At 52.1% G+C, this 16682-nt stretch carries 16 protein-coding genes; 9 read left to right on the plus strand and 7 right to left on the minus strand.

Annotated elements, in window-relative coordinates; translation table 11 throughout:
• Positions 1 to 331 precede the first annotated feature (331 nt).
• Positions 332 to 664 carry an SMR family transporter gene (locus EHW56_RS14280; protein ID WP_046074556.1) on the plus strand — a complete coding sequence of 111 codons (333 nt, stop codon included), beginning with the start codon at positions 332 to 334 and terminating at the stop codon, positions 662 to 664.
• A 78-nt stretch (positions 665 to 742) separates the two neighbouring features.
• On the opposite strand, the gene groL is transcribed toward EHW56_RS14280, so the two are convergent.
• Together groL and EHW56_RS14290 are read right to left on the minus strand one after the other, a co-directional pair.
• Positions 743 to 2392, minus strand: a complete 1650-nt coding sequence (gene groL, locus EHW56_RS14285; RefSeq protein WP_046074555.1) for a chaperonin GroEL — start codon at positions 2390 to 2392, stop codon at positions 743 to 745.
• A 43-nt stretch (positions 2393 to 2435) separates the two neighbouring features.
• Positions 2436 to 2726 carry a co-chaperone GroES gene (locus EHW56_RS14290; RefSeq protein WP_046074554.1) on the minus strand — a complete coding sequence of 97 codons (291 nt, stop codon included), beginning with the start codon at positions 2724 to 2726 and terminating at the stop codon, positions 2436 to 2438.
• Positions 2727 to 2944: 218 nt separating this feature from the next.
• On the opposite strand from EHW56_RS14290, the gene EHW56_RS14295 reads away from it, so the two are divergent.
• On the plus strand, positions 2945 to 4294 hold the full coding sequence (locus EHW56_RS14295) for an MATE family efflux transporter (RefSeq protein ID WP_152797149.1): 1350 nt from the start codon (positions 2945 to 2947) through the stop codon (positions 4292 to 4294).
• On the opposite strand, the gene EHW56_RS14300 is transcribed toward EHW56_RS14295, so the two are convergent.
• Entirely contained in the window at positions 4264 to 4752 is a 489-nt protein-coding gene (locus EHW56_RS14300) for a MarR family winged helix-turn-helix transcriptional regulator (protein ID WP_227486564.1), read from the minus strand. The two genes, EHW56_RS14295 and EHW56_RS14300, sit on opposite strands and share 31 nt — an antisense overlap.
• 232 nt (positions 4753 to 4984) lie before the next feature.
• On the opposite strand from EHW56_RS14300, the gene EHW56_RS14305 reads away from it, so the two are divergent.
• Genes EHW56_RS14305 through EHW56_RS14320 form a run of 4 tightly spaced genes read left to right on the plus strand, consistent with a single transcriptional unit; the run spans position 4985 to position 9774 of the window.
• The gene (locus EHW56_RS14305; protein ID WP_152797147.1) at positions 4985 to 6124 is read left to right on the plus strand and encodes a homogentisate 1,2-dioxygenase; all 1140 of its coding nucleotides are present in this window, start codon (positions 4985 to 4987) and stop codon (positions 6122 to 6124) included.
• 14 nt (positions 6125 to 6138) lie between these two features.
• The gene (locus EHW56_RS14310; RefSeq protein WP_152797145.1) at positions 6139 to 7125 is read left to right on the plus strand and encodes a fumarylacetoacetate hydrolase family protein; all 987 of its coding nucleotides are present in this window, start codon (positions 6139 to 6141) and stop codon (positions 7123 to 7125) included.
• Between the two features lie 60 nt (positions 7126 to 7185).
• Positions 7186 to 7806, plus strand: coding sequence for a maleylacetoacetate isomerase (gene maiA / locus EHW56_RS14315; RefSeq protein WP_152797142.1), 621 nt, complete (start codon positions 7186 to 7188; stop codon positions 7804 to 7806).
• Between the two features lie 9 nt (positions 7807 to 7815).
• Entirely contained in the window at positions 7816 to 9774 is a 1959-nt protein-coding gene (locus EHW56_RS14320) for an acetoacetate--CoA ligase (RefSeq protein ID WP_152797140.1), read from the plus strand.
• 70 nt (positions 9775 to 9844) lie between these two features.
• On the opposite strand, the gene EHW56_RS14325 is transcribed toward EHW56_RS14320, so the two are convergent.
• The gene (locus tag EHW56_RS14325; RefSeq protein WP_172970060.1) at positions 9845 to 10363 is read right to left on the minus strand and encodes an FxsA family protein; all 519 of its coding nucleotides are present in this window, start codon (positions 10361 to 10363) and stop codon (positions 9845 to 9847) included.
• A gap of 294 nt (positions 10364 to 10657) precedes the next feature.
• On the opposite strand from EHW56_RS14325, the gene aspA reads away from it, so the two are divergent.
• Entirely contained in the window at positions 10658 to 12121 is a 1464-nt protein-coding gene (aspA, locus tag EHW56_RS14330) for an aspartate ammonia-lyase (protein ID WP_152797137.1), read from the plus strand.
• Between the two features lie 101 nt (positions 12122 to 12222).
• Here the strand turns inward: aspA and EHW56_RS14335 are convergent, their stop codons facing one another.
• Positions 12223 to 13533, minus strand: coding sequence for an anaerobic C4-dicarboxylate transporter family protein (locus EHW56_RS14335; protein WP_069361517.1), 1311 nt, complete (start codon positions 13531 to 13533; stop codon positions 12223 to 12225).
• Between the two features lie 355 nt (positions 13534 to 13888).
• On the opposite strand from EHW56_RS14335, the gene EHW56_RS14340 reads away from it, so the two are divergent.
• Together EHW56_RS14340 and ykgO are read left to right on the plus strand one after the other, a co-directional pair.
• Positions 13889 to 14158: a type B 50S ribosomal protein L31 gene (locus EHW56_RS14340; protein ID WP_069361518.1), complete on the plus strand. Its 270-nt coding sequence runs from the start codon at positions 13889 to 13891 to the stop codon at positions 14156 to 14158.
• Positions 14155 to 14298, plus strand: coding sequence for a type B 50S ribosomal protein L36 (gene ykgO, locus EHW56_RS14345; protein WP_069361519.1), 144 nt, complete (start codon positions 14155 to 14157; stop codon positions 14296 to 14298). The genes EHW56_RS14340 and ykgO overlap by 4 nt, the downstream gene beginning before the upstream one ends.
• On the opposite strand, the gene EHW56_RS14350 is transcribed toward ykgO, so the two are convergent.
• Both EHW56_RS14350 and EHW56_RS14355 read right to left on the minus strand, forming a co-directional pair.
• Entirely contained in the window at positions 14295 to 14588 is a 294-nt protein-coding gene (locus EHW56_RS14350; protein WP_069361520.1) for a DUF2218 domain-containing protein, read from the minus strand. The genes ykgO and EHW56_RS14350 overlap by 4 nt on opposite strands.
• Before the next feature lie 44 nt (positions 14589 to 14632).
• A complete protein-coding gene (locus EHW56_RS14355; RefSeq protein ID WP_152797135.1) occupies positions 14633 to 16648 on the minus strand; it encodes a TonB-dependent receptor domain-containing protein in 2016 nt (671 codons plus the stop codon).
• Between the last annotated feature and the right edge of the window lie 34 nt (positions 16649 to 16682).

Consider the following 16682-nt stretch of genomic DNA (forward strand, 5'->3'; position numbering starts at 1 on the left):
CACAGATTGCATAGGTCAAATTGTTAAAGAGCGTGTTGACTGAGTGGTTGGCATTTCGTGACTTGCGTCTCGTTGCCCCGTCAACAGGAAGCGCAGTATAGAGATCTCAGTTTTTCCCGCAACCCCTTTTTGCAAAAAAAATGTCACCTGAACAAAAAGCGTACAGAGCAAGATATTTTGCCTACTTTACCTGCTATATTTTGCCGCTCGTGTTCACATTGGCTTACATGTCCGATCGTGTCTTTCACTCTTCTCTACTCAAAATGAGGCATACATCATAAAAATTGGCTGGTAGCATAGCTCACCTGTTTCTCACTTGGGAGTCATCGATATGAAGCATTGGCTTTTTCTAGGGTTTGCTATTGTGGCAGAGGTGATTGCAACCGCATCACTCAAAAATAGTGACGGCTTTTCTAAGCTCGTTCCTTCGATATTAGTGGTAGTGGGATACAGTTTCTCTTTCTATCTACTCGCCCTCACTTTACGCGCCATTCCTGTAGGCATCGCCTATGCGATATGGGCGGGCGCGGGCGTGACATTGATAGCGCTCATTGGTTGGTTGGTGTTCGACCAGAAGCTCGATACGCCGGCGGTGATTGGGATGACACTGATTGTTGCCGGTGTGGCCGTGATGAACTTATTCTCATCCACTTCAACACACTGACGATTAAAATCGATTCTGGCAGCACACAACGAAAAAACCCAGCCGAAGCTGGGTTTTTCATTTCTGAGGGAAAGGCGATTACATCATGCCGCCCATTCCGCCCATGCCACCCATACCAGCAGCCGCGCCCATATCAGCACCGCCGTCTTTTTGTGGCAGATCGGTAACCATGGCTTCCGTCGTGATCATCAGACCCGCAACAGAGGCAGCGAACTGTAGTGCACTACGTGTCACCTTGGTTGGGTCAAGGATGCCCATCTCAATCATGTCACCGTATTCGCCGGTTGATGCATTGTAGCCAAAGTGGTTGTCGCCAGATTTCACTTTGTTAGCAACCACTGAGTCTTCATCACCCGCGTTAGTCGCGATTTGACGAAGTGGTGATTCCATGGCGCGCAGTGCAACACGGATGCCGACGTTTTGCTCTTCGTTGTCACCTTTCAGCTCGCCAACTTTGCTCGCCGCACGGATTAAGGCAACACCGCCACCGGCAACCACGCCTTCTTCAACCGCCGCACGTGTTGCATGCAGAGCATCTTCAACGCGATCTTTCTTCTCTTTCATTTCGACTTCGGTCGCTGCGCCGACTTTGATCACTGCAACACCGCCAGCCAGTTTCGCGACGCGCTCTTGCAGTTTTTCTTTGTCGTAGTCTGAGGTTGCTTCTTCGATTTGTTGACGAATCTGCGCAACACGCCCTTCAATCGCCGCTTCCTCACCGACACCGTCAACGATAGTGGTGTTGTCTTTAGTGACAGTGACGCGCTTCGCTTGACCTAGGTCTTCCAGCGTCACTTTCTCTAGATCCATGCCGATTTCTTCAGAAACCACAGTGCCTGCCGTCAAGGTTGCGATATCTTGCAGCATCGCTTTACGACGGTCACCAAAGCCAGGCGCTTTCACGGCAGCGACTTTGACGATGCCACGCATGTTGTTGACAACCAATGTCGCCAGCGCTTCACCTTCAAGGTCTTCTGCAATGATCAGCAGAGGACGAGACGCTTTTGAAACCGCTTCTAGCGTTGGTAGCAGCTCGCGGATGTTCGACACTTTTTTGTCGATCAGTAGGATAAATGGGTTATCCAGTTCAACGTTACCGGCTTCTTGGTTATTGATGAAGTAAGGAGATAGGTAACCACGATCGAACTGCATGCCTTCTACGACGCTCAGTTCGTCTTGCAGTGATTGACCTTCTTCCACGGTGATCACGCCGTCACGGCCCACTTTTTCCATCGCTTGAGCGATGATCTTACCAACGGTGTGGTCAGAGTTCGCTGAAATCGTGCCCACTTGCTCGATGGCATTATTGCTGGTGCAAGGCGCTGACAGGTTTTTCAGCTCTTCCACCGCGGCCACAACCGCTTTATCGATACCGCGTTTCAGATCCATTGGGTTCATGCCCGCTGCAACCGCTTTCAAGCCTTCATTGACGATAGATTGCGCCAATACAGTTGCAGTTGTCGTACCGTCACCCGCCGCGTCGTTTGACTGAGACGCCACCTCTTTCACCATTTGTGCGCCCATGTTCTGGAACTTGTCTTCCAGTTCAATTTCACGGGCAACAGAGACACCATCTTTGGTGATGGTTGGGGCACCGAATGATTTGTCTAGTACTACGTTACGGCCTTTAGGGCCCAGTGTGACTTTCACGGCATCAGCCAGAACATTCACACCTTCGAGCATTTTCGCACGCGCGTCGTCACTAAATTTAACGTCTTTAGCAGCCATGATTCTATTCCTTTCTTAATTTATTGATTGGAGGTGAAATGAATTATTCAACGATTGCCATGATGTCGCTTTCAGACAAGATCAGAACTTCTTGACCCTCGATTTTTTCCGTCTTGGTGCCAAAGCCTTCAGAGAAGATAACAGTGTCACCCACTTGAACGTCCAATGGCTGCACGTTGCCGTTTTCAAGAATACGGCCTTTGCCTACCGCCAGCACTTTGCCGCGGGTAGACTTTTCTGCAGCAGAACCAGTTAACACGATGCCGCCTGCTGATTTAGACTCAGCTTCTTGGCGCTCAACGATAACGCGATCATGTAGTGGACGAATGTTCATCGGTCGTCTCCTGAATTAGTAATGATGTTCCGTTTGATGAAGTAAGTATGCACACAGGCCGTACATGCGTCCGGTTCCTGATGTAATTCCCTATGTGGGGACGCCCTTTTTCTTTCCCAAGGGTTTTACAGTAATTTTTTTGTTTTTTTAGACTGGCAACTTTCTCCGATTGTGAGGATCCGCTAGGGTAAGCCGTCCCAACCCAGTGATAAGCGATTATGAACGACAAACACGGGCTACTCTCCGCCCCGATCAACCTCACATTGCGTAAGATGACCGTGCCCATGGTATTTGGGCTGTTCGCGATCATCATGTTCAATGTGGTGGATACCTTCTTTATTTCACTGCTTGGCACGGAAGCACTCGCCGCGGTGAGCTTCACCTTCCCCATCACCTTTGCGGTTAACTCCATCACGCTCGGGTTAGGGGTCGGCATTGCCGCCTTGGTGGCGCGATTGCTTGGTCAAGGCGATCATCAAGATGCCGCGCGGGTGTCGAGTCACGGCTTGATCTTGGCGGTATTCATTGTGATGACCGTCGGCTGGTTAGGGGCCGTCACCATCAATCCAGTGTTCTCCGCACTGGGAGCAAGCGACAACTTATTGCCGTTGATCCACGACTATATGCAGGTATGGTACTTCACCATTCCATTACTCGTGGTACCCATGGCAGGAAACGCCGCTATCCGCGCCACGGGCGACACCAAAACGCCGGCGAAAATCATGATGGTCTCCGGCCTGATTAATGGGACGCTCGACCCCTTACTGATTTTTGGCTTGGGTCCGTTTCCCGAGCTGGGCGTAAAAGGGGCCGCCATCGCCAGCGCCGTCAGTTGGGCGGGGGCATTGATAGCCGCGCTAAGTATACTGATTCGCCGTGAACGGCTACTAATCGCACCACAATGGACCAAACTGGCGACAGACGTGCGTCAAATCCTTAAAATTGGCATGCCCGCTGGGATGACCAATGCCTTAAACCCGGCGGCAGGTGCCATTTTAATGATGATGCTCGCCTCGCAAGGGACAGAGAGCGTTGCCGCCTATGGCGCCGCGCAACGCATTGAAGCTATTTTATTAATTGTGATGATGGCGATGACGTCATCGCTCACGCCCTTAATGTCGCAAAACTTTGGCGCGCAATACCATCAACGGGCCTTTCAGGCACTGTTTAGCGCGATGCGCTTTGCCATCTTGTTCCAGTTTGCCTTGTACTTGTCGCTATGGCCTTTTATCGATCTGATTGCGAATTTGTTTAGTGACGATGTGCGGGTTCAACAAGAAATTGCCCACTATTTGATGGTGGTTCCGGCCAGTTACGGCTTACAAGGCACCTTGATGTTATTGGTCGGCGGCCTGAATGCGATGAAGCGTTCATTGCATTCGTTCGCCTGCAACCTCGTCCGTTTGTTTGTCTTCTTGGTGCCCTGTGCGTGGCTGGGCGGCATGGTCAACGGCACCCATGGCCTGTTTGCGGGAATCGCCATTGCTAATCTACTGGCCGGTATTATGGCGTACCTGTATGCCGTGGTGCTGCGCCGTCAGACACTCGCGGCATCATTGTCCGTCTGAGCCAACTCAAGAACGCGGTGCTGCAGAGCGTCTAACGCCTGATAAAGCGCTTGATACTGCGCCGCACTGAGTCCCTCAAGCATGGCTGTTTCCCACTCCAACACCTTGGGGACAATAGTCTGATAATGGGTGCGTCCTTTATCGGTCAAATGGACTAACGCGGCGCGCTGATCACCTTGGCACGCGCGTCGCTCTACCAGTTGGTGCTGCTCTAAACGGGTAAGCAAGCGCGACACTTTTACTTTATCCAGCCGCGTTTCTGCGGCTAAATCTTTCGCCATCACGCCATCCCGTGCCCCCAAAGAGGCCAGCACGCGCCATTCTGGACGCGATAATCCAAACTCTGCTTCATAACGTGCCGCAAGACTATCGGCCACCAACTCCGCCGTGTGAACCAGCTTATAAGGCAAAAAGCTATCGAGCGCTAAATGAGGAAGGGTCATATCAGTTAGTTTCAAGTGAAATCATATAACCTACTTTACGAGAGGCTTCGATAAGATGCAAAGGTAGTGCTTTGTTTACACTTACGATTTTTAGGCGGCAAAAATACTGAACACTCAAAGTAAAATATTTGTTAACAGAGCGTTGCTTTTTCTCGTCTCTGATCGCTAGTATAAACGGATAGATTGTTTCTTTTGAAACTATTTGGCCGTCCCGGTGAGCACGGCCGCCCAGCACAAGGAGCGAGTTATGCGAAAGTGGTTTTCATTCCCCATTCGTGAAGGGGATGCCTCACGTCAAGCCCACTGCGACTTTCCCGAGGGAACCTACGAGCGCGAGTGTGGCAAGGAAGGCTTTTTTGGCCCGGCCAGTCATATGTATCACCGCCATCCCCCGACGGGCTGGAGCGAGTGGGAAGGCCCATTACGACCGCATGCTTTTGATACCAACCGAGTTGAAACGCAAGGCACGTCGCCAATGGATGCACCTGTGCTGTTATCCAATGCCAACGTTCAGGTTCGCTTATGGCGCACCGATACCGCCATGTCTTATCTGGTGCGCAACAGCGATGGCGACGATTGCTTGTTTGTCCATCAGGGCGAAGGCTCGCTGTATTGCGATTATGGCCACTTGCGCTACAGCAAAGGCGATTATTTGATCGTTCCTCGCGCCACCAGCTGGCGACTGGTGCCGGATGAGGTCACCACCTTGCTGATGATTGAAGCGACACATGGCTCCTACATGAGCGCCGAACGAGGCATTGTCGGCGAACATGCGGTGTTTGACCCTGCGGTGTTAGAACATGCGCGCATTGACGATAGTTTTAAAGCCCAGCAATCCGACAGCGAAAGCTGGCAAGTGATGATCAAATCGCGCCAACAGCTTAACCGTGTCACTTACCCTTATAACCCACTCGATGCCGTGGGCTGGAAAGGCAACCTCACCGTATTCCGGCTCAACTGGCGAGATATCCGCCCGTTGATGAGCCATCGTTACCACTTACCACCATCCGCGCACACCACCTTTGTCGCGCAAGGTTTTGTGATTTGTACCTTTGTCCCCCGCCCGATCGAGTCAGATCCTGGCGCACTGAAGGTGCCTTTCTACCACAATAACGATGACTACGATGAAGTGCTTTTCTATCACCAAGGTGACTTTTTCAGCCGCGATAACATTGATGCCGGCATGGTGACTCTACACCCTTGTGGCTTCCCACATGGTCCTCACCCAAAAGCCTTTGCCGCAGGCAAAAAGCATCAGAAAAAAGAGACCGACGAAGTGGCGGTGATGATTGATACCCGCATGCCACTTGATATGGGCGACGCGGCGAAAGCCACCGAACTGACCGATTATGTTCACTCTTGGCGCACGCCAAGTGACGCAGAATAGCGAAGGAGAAAGCAATGAAACTGGCTTCACTCAAACACGGACGTGATGGCAAATTGATTTTGGTCTCTCGTGACCTTACTCGCGCCGTCCACGCCGACGATATTGCGCCCACACTACAAGCGGCGCTCGATAACTGGGCGACACTTGCGCCCAAACTGACTCAACGCTACGACGCGCTCAACGACAACCAAGTCAGTGAGTCCTTTGCCTTTGACCCGAGTGTCTGCGACTCTCCACTGCCCCGCGCCTTTCAGTGGGCGGATGGTAGCGCCTACGTTAACCACGTTGAACTGGTGCGCAAAGCACGCGGCGCACAAATGCCTGAGAGTTTTTGGACCGACCCACTGATGTATCAAGGCATGTCTGATGGCTTTCTCGGCCCACGTGACGAGATTGAATTGGTCGATGATGCGTGGGGCTGTGACTTTGAAGCCGAGCTTGCCGTCGTCACCGATGATGTCCCCATGCATCTTAGTGCTGACAAAGCGGGCCAACACATTAAACTGCTGATGCTGGTCAACGACGTTTCACTGCGCAACCTCATCCCCGGCGAGCTTGCCAAAGGGTTCGGCTTTTTCCAATCCAAGCCGGCTTCTGCATTTTCACCAGTGGCGGTTACCCCAGATGAGCTGGGCGATCACTGGTGCGATCATAAAGTCCACTTACCGATGCATGTCACCCTCAACGGCGAATGGTTCGGGTCACCCGACGCCGGTGTCGATATGACCTTTGATTTTGCCGAGCTGGTCGCGCATGTGGCGAAAAGCCGCCATGTCAGTGCGGGGACCATTATTGGCTCCGGTACTGTGTCCAACACCGATCGCAGCAAAGGCTCGTGCTGCTTAGCCGAAAAGCGCATGCTGGAAATTATCGACCAAGGTGAGGCAAAAACCCCGTTTATGACCTTTGGCGATAGCGTCACCATCGATATGCGCGACAGCCAAGAGGCATCTATTTTCGGCGCCATTGAGCAAACCGTGACCCGTTACATCCCGGAGTAACCTTGATGCGCGCCTAGAGTCTCTAGGCGCGCTTGACGTTGACGCCGTCTAGGAGCTTGTATGCTGCTTTATGATTACAGTAAGTCGACCGCGGCCTACCGCGTCCGCATCGCCCTTGGCCTTAAAGGCCTCACCTACCAACGAGAAACCGTGTCCCTGCTGGATAAACACCAGCACAGCGACGCCTATCGGTCGCTCAATCCCGCCGGTTTAGTGCCTACCTTGGTCGATGGCGATGTCACCTTGAGCCAATCGCTCGCCATTATCGAATACCTCGACGAGCGCTATCCACAGGTCAAACTGCTCCCCAGTGATCCAGTGCAAAAAGCCCAGTGTCGATCACTGGCGCTCGACATTGCCTGTGATGTGCATCCACTCAATAACTTGCGGGTTCTGCAATACTTAACCGGCCCCTTTGGCCACAGTGATGACGACAAAATCACTTGGTATCACCATTGGCTAAAACAAGGGTTCGATGGTTTGGAAGCCAAATTACAAGGATTAGACAGCTCCTTTATTGGCGGCGAAGCGCCCAATTTGGCCGATATTTGTTTGGTCGCGCAGCTGTTTAATGCACGCCGGTTTGCGTTTGATTTAACGGCCTACCCAACCCTGACGCGCATTGAATCACAATGCCAAGCGCTGGATGCATTTATACAGGCACACCCTGATAAGAGCTAAGGAGAGGACATGAAAGACGGATTGTTGTGGGCACCGGATAAGGAACGTCAAACCCACACCTTACTCGCCGCGTTTATCCGTGCCGTGAATCAAGATCACGACACCCAGCTGAGTGGCTATGACGATCTTTATGCATGGTCAGTACGCCAAAGCGGCGATTTTTGGCAACAGTTATGGCAATTTGCTGGCGTGATCGGCGATCCGGGCGAGAGAGTGTGCGATATCGACCCCGAGCACCCTAATCGGGATAGCCAGTGGTTTCCCACCGCACGTCTGAACTATGCCGAAAACCTGCTCAAGCACGCAGAGCAATATGCCGACCAACCGGCGATGATTTTTAGCGGTGAGCATGAGGTAGCACGCACCCTCACTTGGCGTGAGCTCGTCGATCAGGTGGCGGCCATCCGTCACTACCTAGATACGCAAGGCGTTCAACCAGGCGATGTGGTTGCCGGCTATTTACCCAACCTACCGGAAACCGTGATTGCGATGCTTGCCACCGCGGCACTAGGCGCGATTTGGACCTCAACTTCACCGGACTTTGGCGTCGACAGTGTGTTGGACCGTTTTGGCCAAACCGAGCCCAAAGTGCTGTTTACCACCGATCACTATCATTACAACGGCAAAACCTATGACTGCCTGAATAAAGCGCAGCAGGTGGTGGATAAGGTATCGGCCATTGAGCGCCTAGTGGTGATCCCTTTTGATGGCGATCGACCTTCTTTACCTGCTGGCGTGGATAACTGGCAAGACTTATTAGCTAACGACGCGCCGCCGCTTCGCTTTACCCGCGTGGCGTTCAATGCCCCACTCTTTGTGCTGTACTCTTCCGGCACCACGGGAAAGCCCAAGTGCATTATTCATTCGGTGGGGGGGATATTGCTCAATCATTTGAAAGAGCATCAGCTCCATTCGGATGTGCGCCCCGGCGATCGCTTTTTCTATTTCACCACCTGCGGCTGGATGATGTGGAATTGGCAAGTCAGCGCTTTAGCAAGTGGCGCGACCTTGGTGCTTTATGATGGCTCGCCGTTTTATCCGGATGCGGGAGTACTTTGGCGACTGGCCGAGCGGCACCAGCTCACCCTTTTTGGCACGGCGGCGAAATACTTAGAGGCATTGGAAAAACAAGGTGTGGCGCCAAAAGATGATTACTCGCTGGCGTCGTTACGTGTCCTGTGTTCGACCGGCTCGGTACTTGCGCCCGAGCAGTTTGATTATGTCTATCAAAAGATAAAGTCCGATCTGCAGTTAAGTTCGATTGCGGGTGGTACCGACATTTGTGGCTGTTTTGTTCTTGGCAGCCCACTGTCACCGGTTTATCGCGGCGAAAGCCAAAAGCGAGGCTTGGCGCTCGATGTACAAGTGTTTAACGCCCAAGGGCAAGCGGTTGAAGAGCAGAAAGGGGAGCTGGTGTGTTGTAATAGCTTCCCCAACCAGCCGGTTGGCTTTTGGCACGATACCGATGGCAGCCGCTACCACAATGCCTATTGGAACAAGATTGATGATATCTGGTTTCATGGTGACTATGTACGCCTGACTGCACAAGGTGGTATGGTGTTCTATGGCCGGTCTGATGCGGTATTAAATCCAGGCGGGGTACGAATTGGTACGGCGGAAATCTATCGCCATGTGAATCAGCTTAGCGAGATCATGGATTCGGTGGTCATTGGTCAGCAATGGCAAAATGATGTCCGCGTGGTGCTATTCGTCAAACTCGCCGCCGGAGTCACACTGGATGAGTCACTCAAGCAAACCATCAAAAAAACCATCCGCACCCAGTGCACGCCGCGTCACGTTCCCGCCGTAATTGCCGAGGTGAGCGATATTCCACGCACCAAGTCAGGGAAACTGGCCGAGTTGGCAGTGCGCGATGTGGTCCATGGCCAAGACGTGGCGCAGTTAAGTGCGCTGGATAACCCAGCATCACTCGACCAATACCGTCAGCGCCCCGAGCTCACCGAGTAAGCGGGACGCCATGATCGAAAAAGGCCGCATCCTCATGCGGCCTTTTGGCTGGGTTTAACCCCGACATGGCTTAGCGCAGGCGATGGTCATCATCGTCGTCATCTTTGCGCTCATATTCCCCCTCAAAGGTATTGCCATCCTCACCACGGCCTCCGCGACGGAACGGATCCTCACCAAAAGGACCTTGCGCATTGCCCCCTTGATGGAAGTTACCTTGGCTAAAGCTCGCTTGAGACACAGTGACGCGCTTCATCACTTGTTTGGCGAGCGCGGCTCGCGGCCCAGGCAAAAGCACCAACATCCCCATCGCATCGGTCATGAAACCTGGCGTTAACAGCAGCACACCGGCGACGGCCAGCATCACGCCTTCAAGGATTTGCTGGGCGGGTAACTCACCGCGGTTGAGCCTATCTTGCACCGAAGCCAGAGTCATCAGTCCTTGACTCCGTACCAAAGAGGCGCCGACGAATGCGGTGATCAAAACCAGCGCCAGTGTTGGCCACAATCCCAACCAACCACCAACCTGAATGAACAGGCCGATTTCAATCACTGGGACCAGAATAAATAGCAGCAATAAGATTGGAAACACGGTTCACCTCGCGCTGGAAATGGACTGTTCATCCTAACATCAAAATCCGCCAAAAGCCGAACAACGAAACCGAATTTAGCCCTTGAATCAAAGTGCAAGAAAGCGCATTTTGTCTGTGCGCCATGCTACAGCTGTGACCGGGGTCAGCCCTTTTCACCGCATTATATGCTGTAATGGCGGCTGAAAGGATGTAACAGATAATACATCCAGCCAAAATCTCTGAGGAATGGATTCTACAGCAAAATTTGTGGCGACGTTTTAATCATTATAATAACTTGATGTTAAGGCCAACGCATGTCTCAGACGATTATAACACCCAATGAAACCTCAACCCTAACCACAGCAACCCGTTTAGAAGAAGATTTACTCGGCCAACGCGCGGTACCTGCCGATGCCTACTACGGCATCCATACGCTGCGGGCGATCGAAAACTTTACTATTTCCGGCACCCGGATTTCTGATATCCCCGATTTCGTACGCGGCATGGTTTACACCAAAAAAGCCGCCGCGATGGCAAACCAAGAGCTCGGCGTGATCCCCGCAGATGTCGGCGATTACATCATCAAAGCCTGCGACCAAATCCTACAAACAGGCAAATGCATGGATCAATTCCCCTCGGACGTCTTTCAAGGCGGCGCAGGGACGTCAGTCAACATGAATGCCAATGAGGTGATTGCCAACCTTGCGCTTGAGCTGATGGGGCACGAAAAAGGTGACTATGATGTGATTAATCCCAACGATCACGTCAATAAGAGCCAATCGACCAATTGTGCCTACCCCACCGGTTTTCGTATTGCCGTTTACAACAGCATTCTAAAACTAATGGATGCGATTGATTATCTGCAAAAAGAATTCGACGCCAAGGCCGAAGCCTATGCACACGTGATCAAAATGGGCCGCACCCAGCTGCAGGATGCGGTGCCGATGACGGTCGGGCAAGAGTTCAAAGCCTTCTCAGTGCTACTGCGCGAGGAGATTAAAAACATCAAATACACCGCAGCGTTACTGTTAGAGGTAAACCTCGGCGCGACCGCGATTGGTACTAAGTTGAATGCCGCCGAAGGCTATCAACAACTGGCGGTAAAACGCCTAGCTGAAATCACGGGCTTACCCTGTATCCCGGCCGAAGATTTGATTGAAGCCACGTCAGACTGTGGGTCCTATGTGATGGTGCATGGTGCGCTAAAACGCCTGGCAGTGAAACTATCGAAGATTTGTAACGACCTCCGTCTACTTTCCTCGGGCCCACGTGCGGGGCTCAATGAAATTAACCTACCCGAAATGCAGGCCGGTTCATCCATCATGCCCGCTAAGGTTAACCCGGTGATCCCTGAAGTGGTTAACCAGGTTTGCTACCGGGTAATGGGGAATGACACCACCATCACCTTTGCCGCCGAAGCCGGTCAGCTCCAGCTTAACGTGATGGAGCCCGTCATTGGGCAGGCGCTGTTTGAGTCTATCTCGATTTTAGCCAATGGTTGCCGCAATCTCGGTGAAAAATGTGTGAGCGGGATTACCGTTAACCAAGCGGTGTGCGAGCACTATGTGCATAACTCGATTGGCATCATCACTTATCTTAACCCCTTTATCGGCCACCATGAAGGCGATATTGTCGGCAAGATTTGTGCTGAAACAGGTAAGAGCGTTAAAGAAGTGGTGCTCGAGCGTGGTTTAATGACCGAGGCGGAGCTGGACGAGATCTTCTCGGTTGAAAACCTGATGCATCCTAAGTATCGCGGTAAACGTTTTAACGCGTAGTGGGTCAGTCATCGTAGTGGGTCACTCACAACAGACACCGACGACCGATAGAGACAACAAAGGGCGCTGATAGCGCCCTTCTTTTATACCGTAAACCGCCGTTACAGCACCTGCGTAATCAGCAAACCACAAGCGATACTGAACACCATACTCAGCAAGCCTGGTGCCATAAAGCTGTGATTAAAAATGTACTTACCTATCCGCGTGGTGCCGGTTCGGTCAAAGTCGATGGAGGCAATGATAGGCCCGTAGTTAGGAATAAAGAAGTAGCCATTCACCGCTACAAAGGTCGCAATAATCATCGAAGGCGGTAGCCCCAAGGTAATCGCCACCGGCACCAACACCGCTGTCGTTGCACCTTGGCTGTTCACCATCACTGACAAGGCGAACAGCGCAAACGCAAATGTCCACGGTGCCATCTCAACCAAGCCAGACACCGCCTCTTTGACCATCTCGCCATGGCCACCAATCAAAGTATCACCTAGCCAAGCAATACCAAAGATTGCGACGATGGCACGCATCCCCGCATGGAATACCGAACCTTGGCTAATCGCATTGCCGTCCGGCTTACAGGTCAAAATGATCAATGCACCCACTGACAGCATCACGATTTCAATGGTATGCGCCATCCCCATTGGCTCGCCATCAAAGGCCGGGCGCAGGGTTGGGAATGCCCCCATTATGACCACGGCTAAGGCACCAAATAAGAACAAGCCAACCGATTTCTTCGCCTCCGGCGTGACTTCGATATCTTCCACCGCCAAATCCGCTTCCATTTCTCGACGAAAGTCGGGATCTTGTAAACGGCGTTGATATTCAGGATCGTCTTTAAGCTCTTTACCCAGCTTATTAACAATCACACACGCCAAAGCAAGACCAATAAAGGTGCTAGGAATGGTGACCGACAGCACATCGGTAAGGGTAATGCCTTGCGGCTCTAAAAAGGCCACACATGCAACCACCGCTGCCGCGATGGGGCTGGCTACAATCGCAAATTGCGAGGCAATGACCGCCATACCCAAAGGGCGAGCCGGACGAATGCCGCTTTTGCGACTGACTTCAGCAATCACCGGCAATACCGAATAGGCAACGTGTCCGGTTCCCGCCATCATGGTGAAGACATAAGTCACTAAAGGGGCAACAAAGGTAATGTGACGTGGGTTTTTACGTAATATATTGGTGGCAATTTTAATTAAAAAATCCAAGCCACCTGCAGCTTGCATGGTGGCTGCAGCGGCGACCACCGCCATGATCATCAGCAACACGTCGATAGGTGGATGCGTGGGTTGCAAACCGAAACCAAAACTGAGTACCGCGAGCCCGACCCCGCCCATCACACCTAAACCAATGCCGCCGATACGGGCACCGATTAAGATGCAGCTGAGTACCACTAATAACTCAACCAAGAACATAACTTTCTCCTACTTTGGATAGACGTCCCCACGCGTCCGTTCACATGCATTCATTGTCTATGGCACGCCCATGGCGTATTGGGGGTAGATACGATATGACGGCTCCTCCGTCGGCCTATCGCCACTAATAAGCACCATCCTTGGTGGGAGATGTGAGCAACCGCGCTCAGCACCATGGCCAAATCCTAACCAGGTGCCGTCACGCGCATGTTGATTCAGGTAAGAAAAAGTAACACTTTTCGCGAACTGACAACAAAAAGTTGGGGAAATGAGATCTTTAACCTGGACGCTGATGCACTTTTCATCCTCCTTAGTAAGTGTTATGTTATATCATAACAAACAATAGGGAGTCGTTATGAAAGCCAATATCCATCCCGAATACCGTTCTGTCGTTTTTCATGACACCAGTGTTGACGCCTATTTTATTGTCGGCTCAACCTTGCAAACATCACGTACCATCGAGTGGCAAGATGGCAAAACCTATCCTTACTATCCACTGGATATCTCGAGCGCCTCACACCCGGTATATACTGGGAAGGCACGAGCGACGAACAAAGAAGGGCGCGCGGCACACTTCGCGCGTAAGTTTGGCCAAGTAGGCCGCCGCAAAAAGGCGTCGTCATGAAGGTCGTTAACTCACTAAAAAGCGCCCGTCAACGTCATCCTGACTGTCAAGTCGTTCGGCGTCGCGGACGCATGTTCGTCATTTGCAAAACCAATCCACGTTTTAAGGCGGTGCAAGGCCGCGCGAAAAAACACGCCTAAGCGTCGGCGACGCACTGCCACTGATGGGGCAGTGCTTCTCGGCGTGCAAACATCTTGATGTGGCTACTGACCGTCTCAGTCACCAAGGTTAAGCTCGCTTCATCATCGGCATGGCATGTAACACGCAACTGGGTTCCTTGCACCTGCATATCACACACTCCCGCAGGGAAATGTACGCGTCCTGTTTGCTCATCCCAGCTCGCCTCGACTTTGCGACCAAAGTGACGACACAAGGTCTGCAAGTAACGTGGGGCATGCTCGGAGTCAATCATCGTCGTCATACTAGGCATCAATGCTCCTTGATAGGTGGGCGCAAGCGCCCACCTCTTTGCGATTAAAATTGATAGGATGCCGTCAATTTAATATTGCGACCGGGCTCGTAATCGAGGATTTCTGCGCCTCGTTTACCTGACGTTGACGCATGCGAGCGATAGCGACTGTCAAACAGATTGTCGACCCCTGCCGTCAAAGTGAATCCGTCTACTGCCATCGGTTGCCACTGAGCGAACACGTTGTGGACTGTGTAGCCCGGCTTGGTCAAGTTGCTATCAGGAACGGTGGTCGATCGCTGAATTTGAGTGTTCCACCCCAGCAAAACATCCCAACGGGTCAACGCGTAATCCGCATTCAAGGCTACGGTATCGCCGAGGTGGCGGGCGCGACCAAAAATCTGATCCAGTTGATACGCCTCTGAATAACTCACATCCGTGCGACTGTAACTGGCTGACGCCGTCCACTGCTGCCATGCCCAATAGGTACTGGCCTCAAAGCCACGATAGGTGGCATCGCCACGGTTGGTGGTTTCATACGCCCAATTACCACTGCCATCTTTGTAACTACGCACCACAATTTCATCATCGAGCTCAGTGCGAAACACCGTCAGATTGGCGGTTAATAAATAGTTTTCTTGCGCCGCGGCATTCGAGAGGCGCACACCAATTTCATCGGTCCGGCCATGCTCGGCTTTCAAGTCTTTATCCGCGCTTTCACTCAGTGCTGTGGTGGTAAATGATTCATTCAATGGCGGTGCTTTGTGCAGCTCTCGACTGTTGGCAAACACGGTGAGATAGTCGTTAGCGACAAACTCGGCCCCCAATGCCAACGACACATCATCATAACGCTGACTCGAGCTGGTCGCTCGGCGATCAAAGCTGTCATAACGCGCCGCGGGCGTCACCGAAAAACGTGGGGTAAGCGCGATCTTGTCTTCCACATACAGCGCAATCTTGTCGGCCGATTCCAAAATCTGTACACCCGGTTTGGCAAATTGGGTGTCGTTGTCTTGATTTTCATAGTGCGCACCGTACGCGAGTTGGTGATCGCCAATACGCTGTGACACACTGAGTTTTACCCCAAGGTTCGTGTCTTCCGCCACGTTGACGCCTTTGCGGTCAGCAAGAAATGGGTGGGTGGCAAATTCGGTTTCATCACGGGTGAGTGACAGCTGGTTATAATAGGCCAGCGCTTTCAATTCGATAGCTTGTGACGGGGTGTATTCGTAATTGATCGTGGCGGTATCACGATCGTAGGTCACTGGCAGTATCATTTCACCGGTACGATTACGGTTGAAGCTTACACCCATATCAGGACGCGGCAGATAGTCGCCCTTATCGCGATACTTATCATAACTGAGTTCAAAGCGATGCCCACTTGCAGGCTCCCAGCCTACTTTTACTAAGCCATTAGTGATCTCTCCCTCACCGCCAAAGGTGCGATGCCCATTACCATCTTTAAAGTTGTCCCGATCAAAACGGCTAATATATGCCATCGCATCCCATTCATCACTCAACAACCCATAAACGGTCAACGAGCCTTGTTGGGAGTCATTACTGCCCCAACCAGCACTTAGGCGTGCTCCAAATGTCTCATTAGCACGCAAGAGATCGTAGGGATCTTTGGTTTCAAACGCGACCGCGCCCCCCAGCTCGCTGGTGAGAATCGACGAGGCGCCCACCGCGACATCAACACGCTGCAAAATGTCAGGATTTAAAGTGAGGTTGCTGATGTGGTGGAACATTTTACCGCCTTGAGAGGCGCCATCGACGGTGATATCCAGATCTTGTTCGGTAAAACCACGGATATTAATGCGCTGGGTGAGCGAGTGCGTGCCCCCCACATCCACACCGGGGATATCACGCAATAGATCAGAGAGGTGATCCGGTTGCTTGACGGTGAGATCCGTTTCTCCCAGGTAACGGGATGAGCTGGACACTTGCGTCCCCCATACTGAGACAGTTTCTATGCTTTCATCCTCAAGATTATCAGCAGCCACCGCAGGGGCATATAGAGCACTGGCTATACTAAGCGTCAGCAAGCCCAGACGTGCTGGGACAGGTAGTAACAACGTCATACTTCATTTCCTTCGTCGATAACCCAAACAACTA

The organism is Salinivibrio sp. VGrn1 (genome assembly GCF_009377995.1).
GTDB classification, from domain to species: Bacteria; Pseudomonadota; Gammaproteobacteria; order Enterobacterales; family Vibrionaceae; genus Salinivibrio; species Salinivibrio siamensis.

Coding starts and splice junctions, on each gene's coding strand:
- aspA (WP_152797137.1), top strand. CDS start 10,658: ATGTCTCAGACGATTATAACACCCAATGAAACCTCAACCCTAACCACA.
- EHW56_RS14355 (WP_152797135.1), bottom strand. CDS start 16,648: ATGACGTTGTTACTACCTGTCCCAGCACGTCTGGGCTTGCTGACGCTT.
- EHW56_RS14350 (WP_069361520.1), bottom strand. CDS start 14,588: ATGCCTAGTATGACGACGATGATTGACTCCGAGCATGCCCCACGTTAC.
- EHW56_RS14305 (WP_152797147.1), top strand. CDS start 4,985: ATGCGAAAGTGGTTTTCATTCCCCATTCGTGAAGGGGATGCCTCACGT.
- groL (WP_046074555.1), bottom strand. CDS start 2,392: ATGGCTGCTAAAGACGTTAAATTTAGTGACGACGCGCGTGCGAAAATG.
- EHW56_RS14310 (WP_152797145.1), top strand. CDS start 6,139: ATGAAACTGGCTTCACTCAAACACGGACGTGATGGCAAATTGATTTTG.
- EHW56_RS14290 (WP_046074554.1), bottom strand. CDS start 2,726: ATGAACATTCGTCCACTACATGATCGCGTTATCGTTGAGCGCCAAGAA.
- ykgO (WP_069361519.1), top strand. CDS start 14,155: ATGAAGGTCGTTAACTCACTAAAAAGCGCCCGTCAACGTCATCCTGAC.
- EHW56_RS14320 (WP_152797140.1), top strand. CDS start 7,816: ATGAAAGACGGATTGTTGTGGGCACCGGATAAGGAACGTCAAACCCAC.
- EHW56_RS14340 (WP_069361518.1), top strand. CDS start 13,889: ATGAAAGCCAATATCCATCCCGAATACCGTTCTGTCGTTTTTCATGAC.
- EHW56_RS14335 (WP_069361517.1), bottom strand. CDS start 13,533: ATGTTCTTGGTTGAGTTATTAGTGGTACTCAGCTGCATCTTAATCGGT.
- maiA (WP_152797142.1), top strand. CDS start 7,186: ATGCTGCTTTATGATTACAGTAAGTCGACCGCGGCCTACCGCGTCCGC.
- EHW56_RS14295 (WP_152797149.1), top strand. CDS start 2,945: ATGAACGACAAACACGGGCTACTCTCCGCCCCGATCAACCTCACATTG.
- EHW56_RS14280 (WP_046074556.1), top strand. CDS start 332: ATGAAGCATTGGCTTTTTCTAGGGTTTGCTATTGTGGCAGAGGTGATT.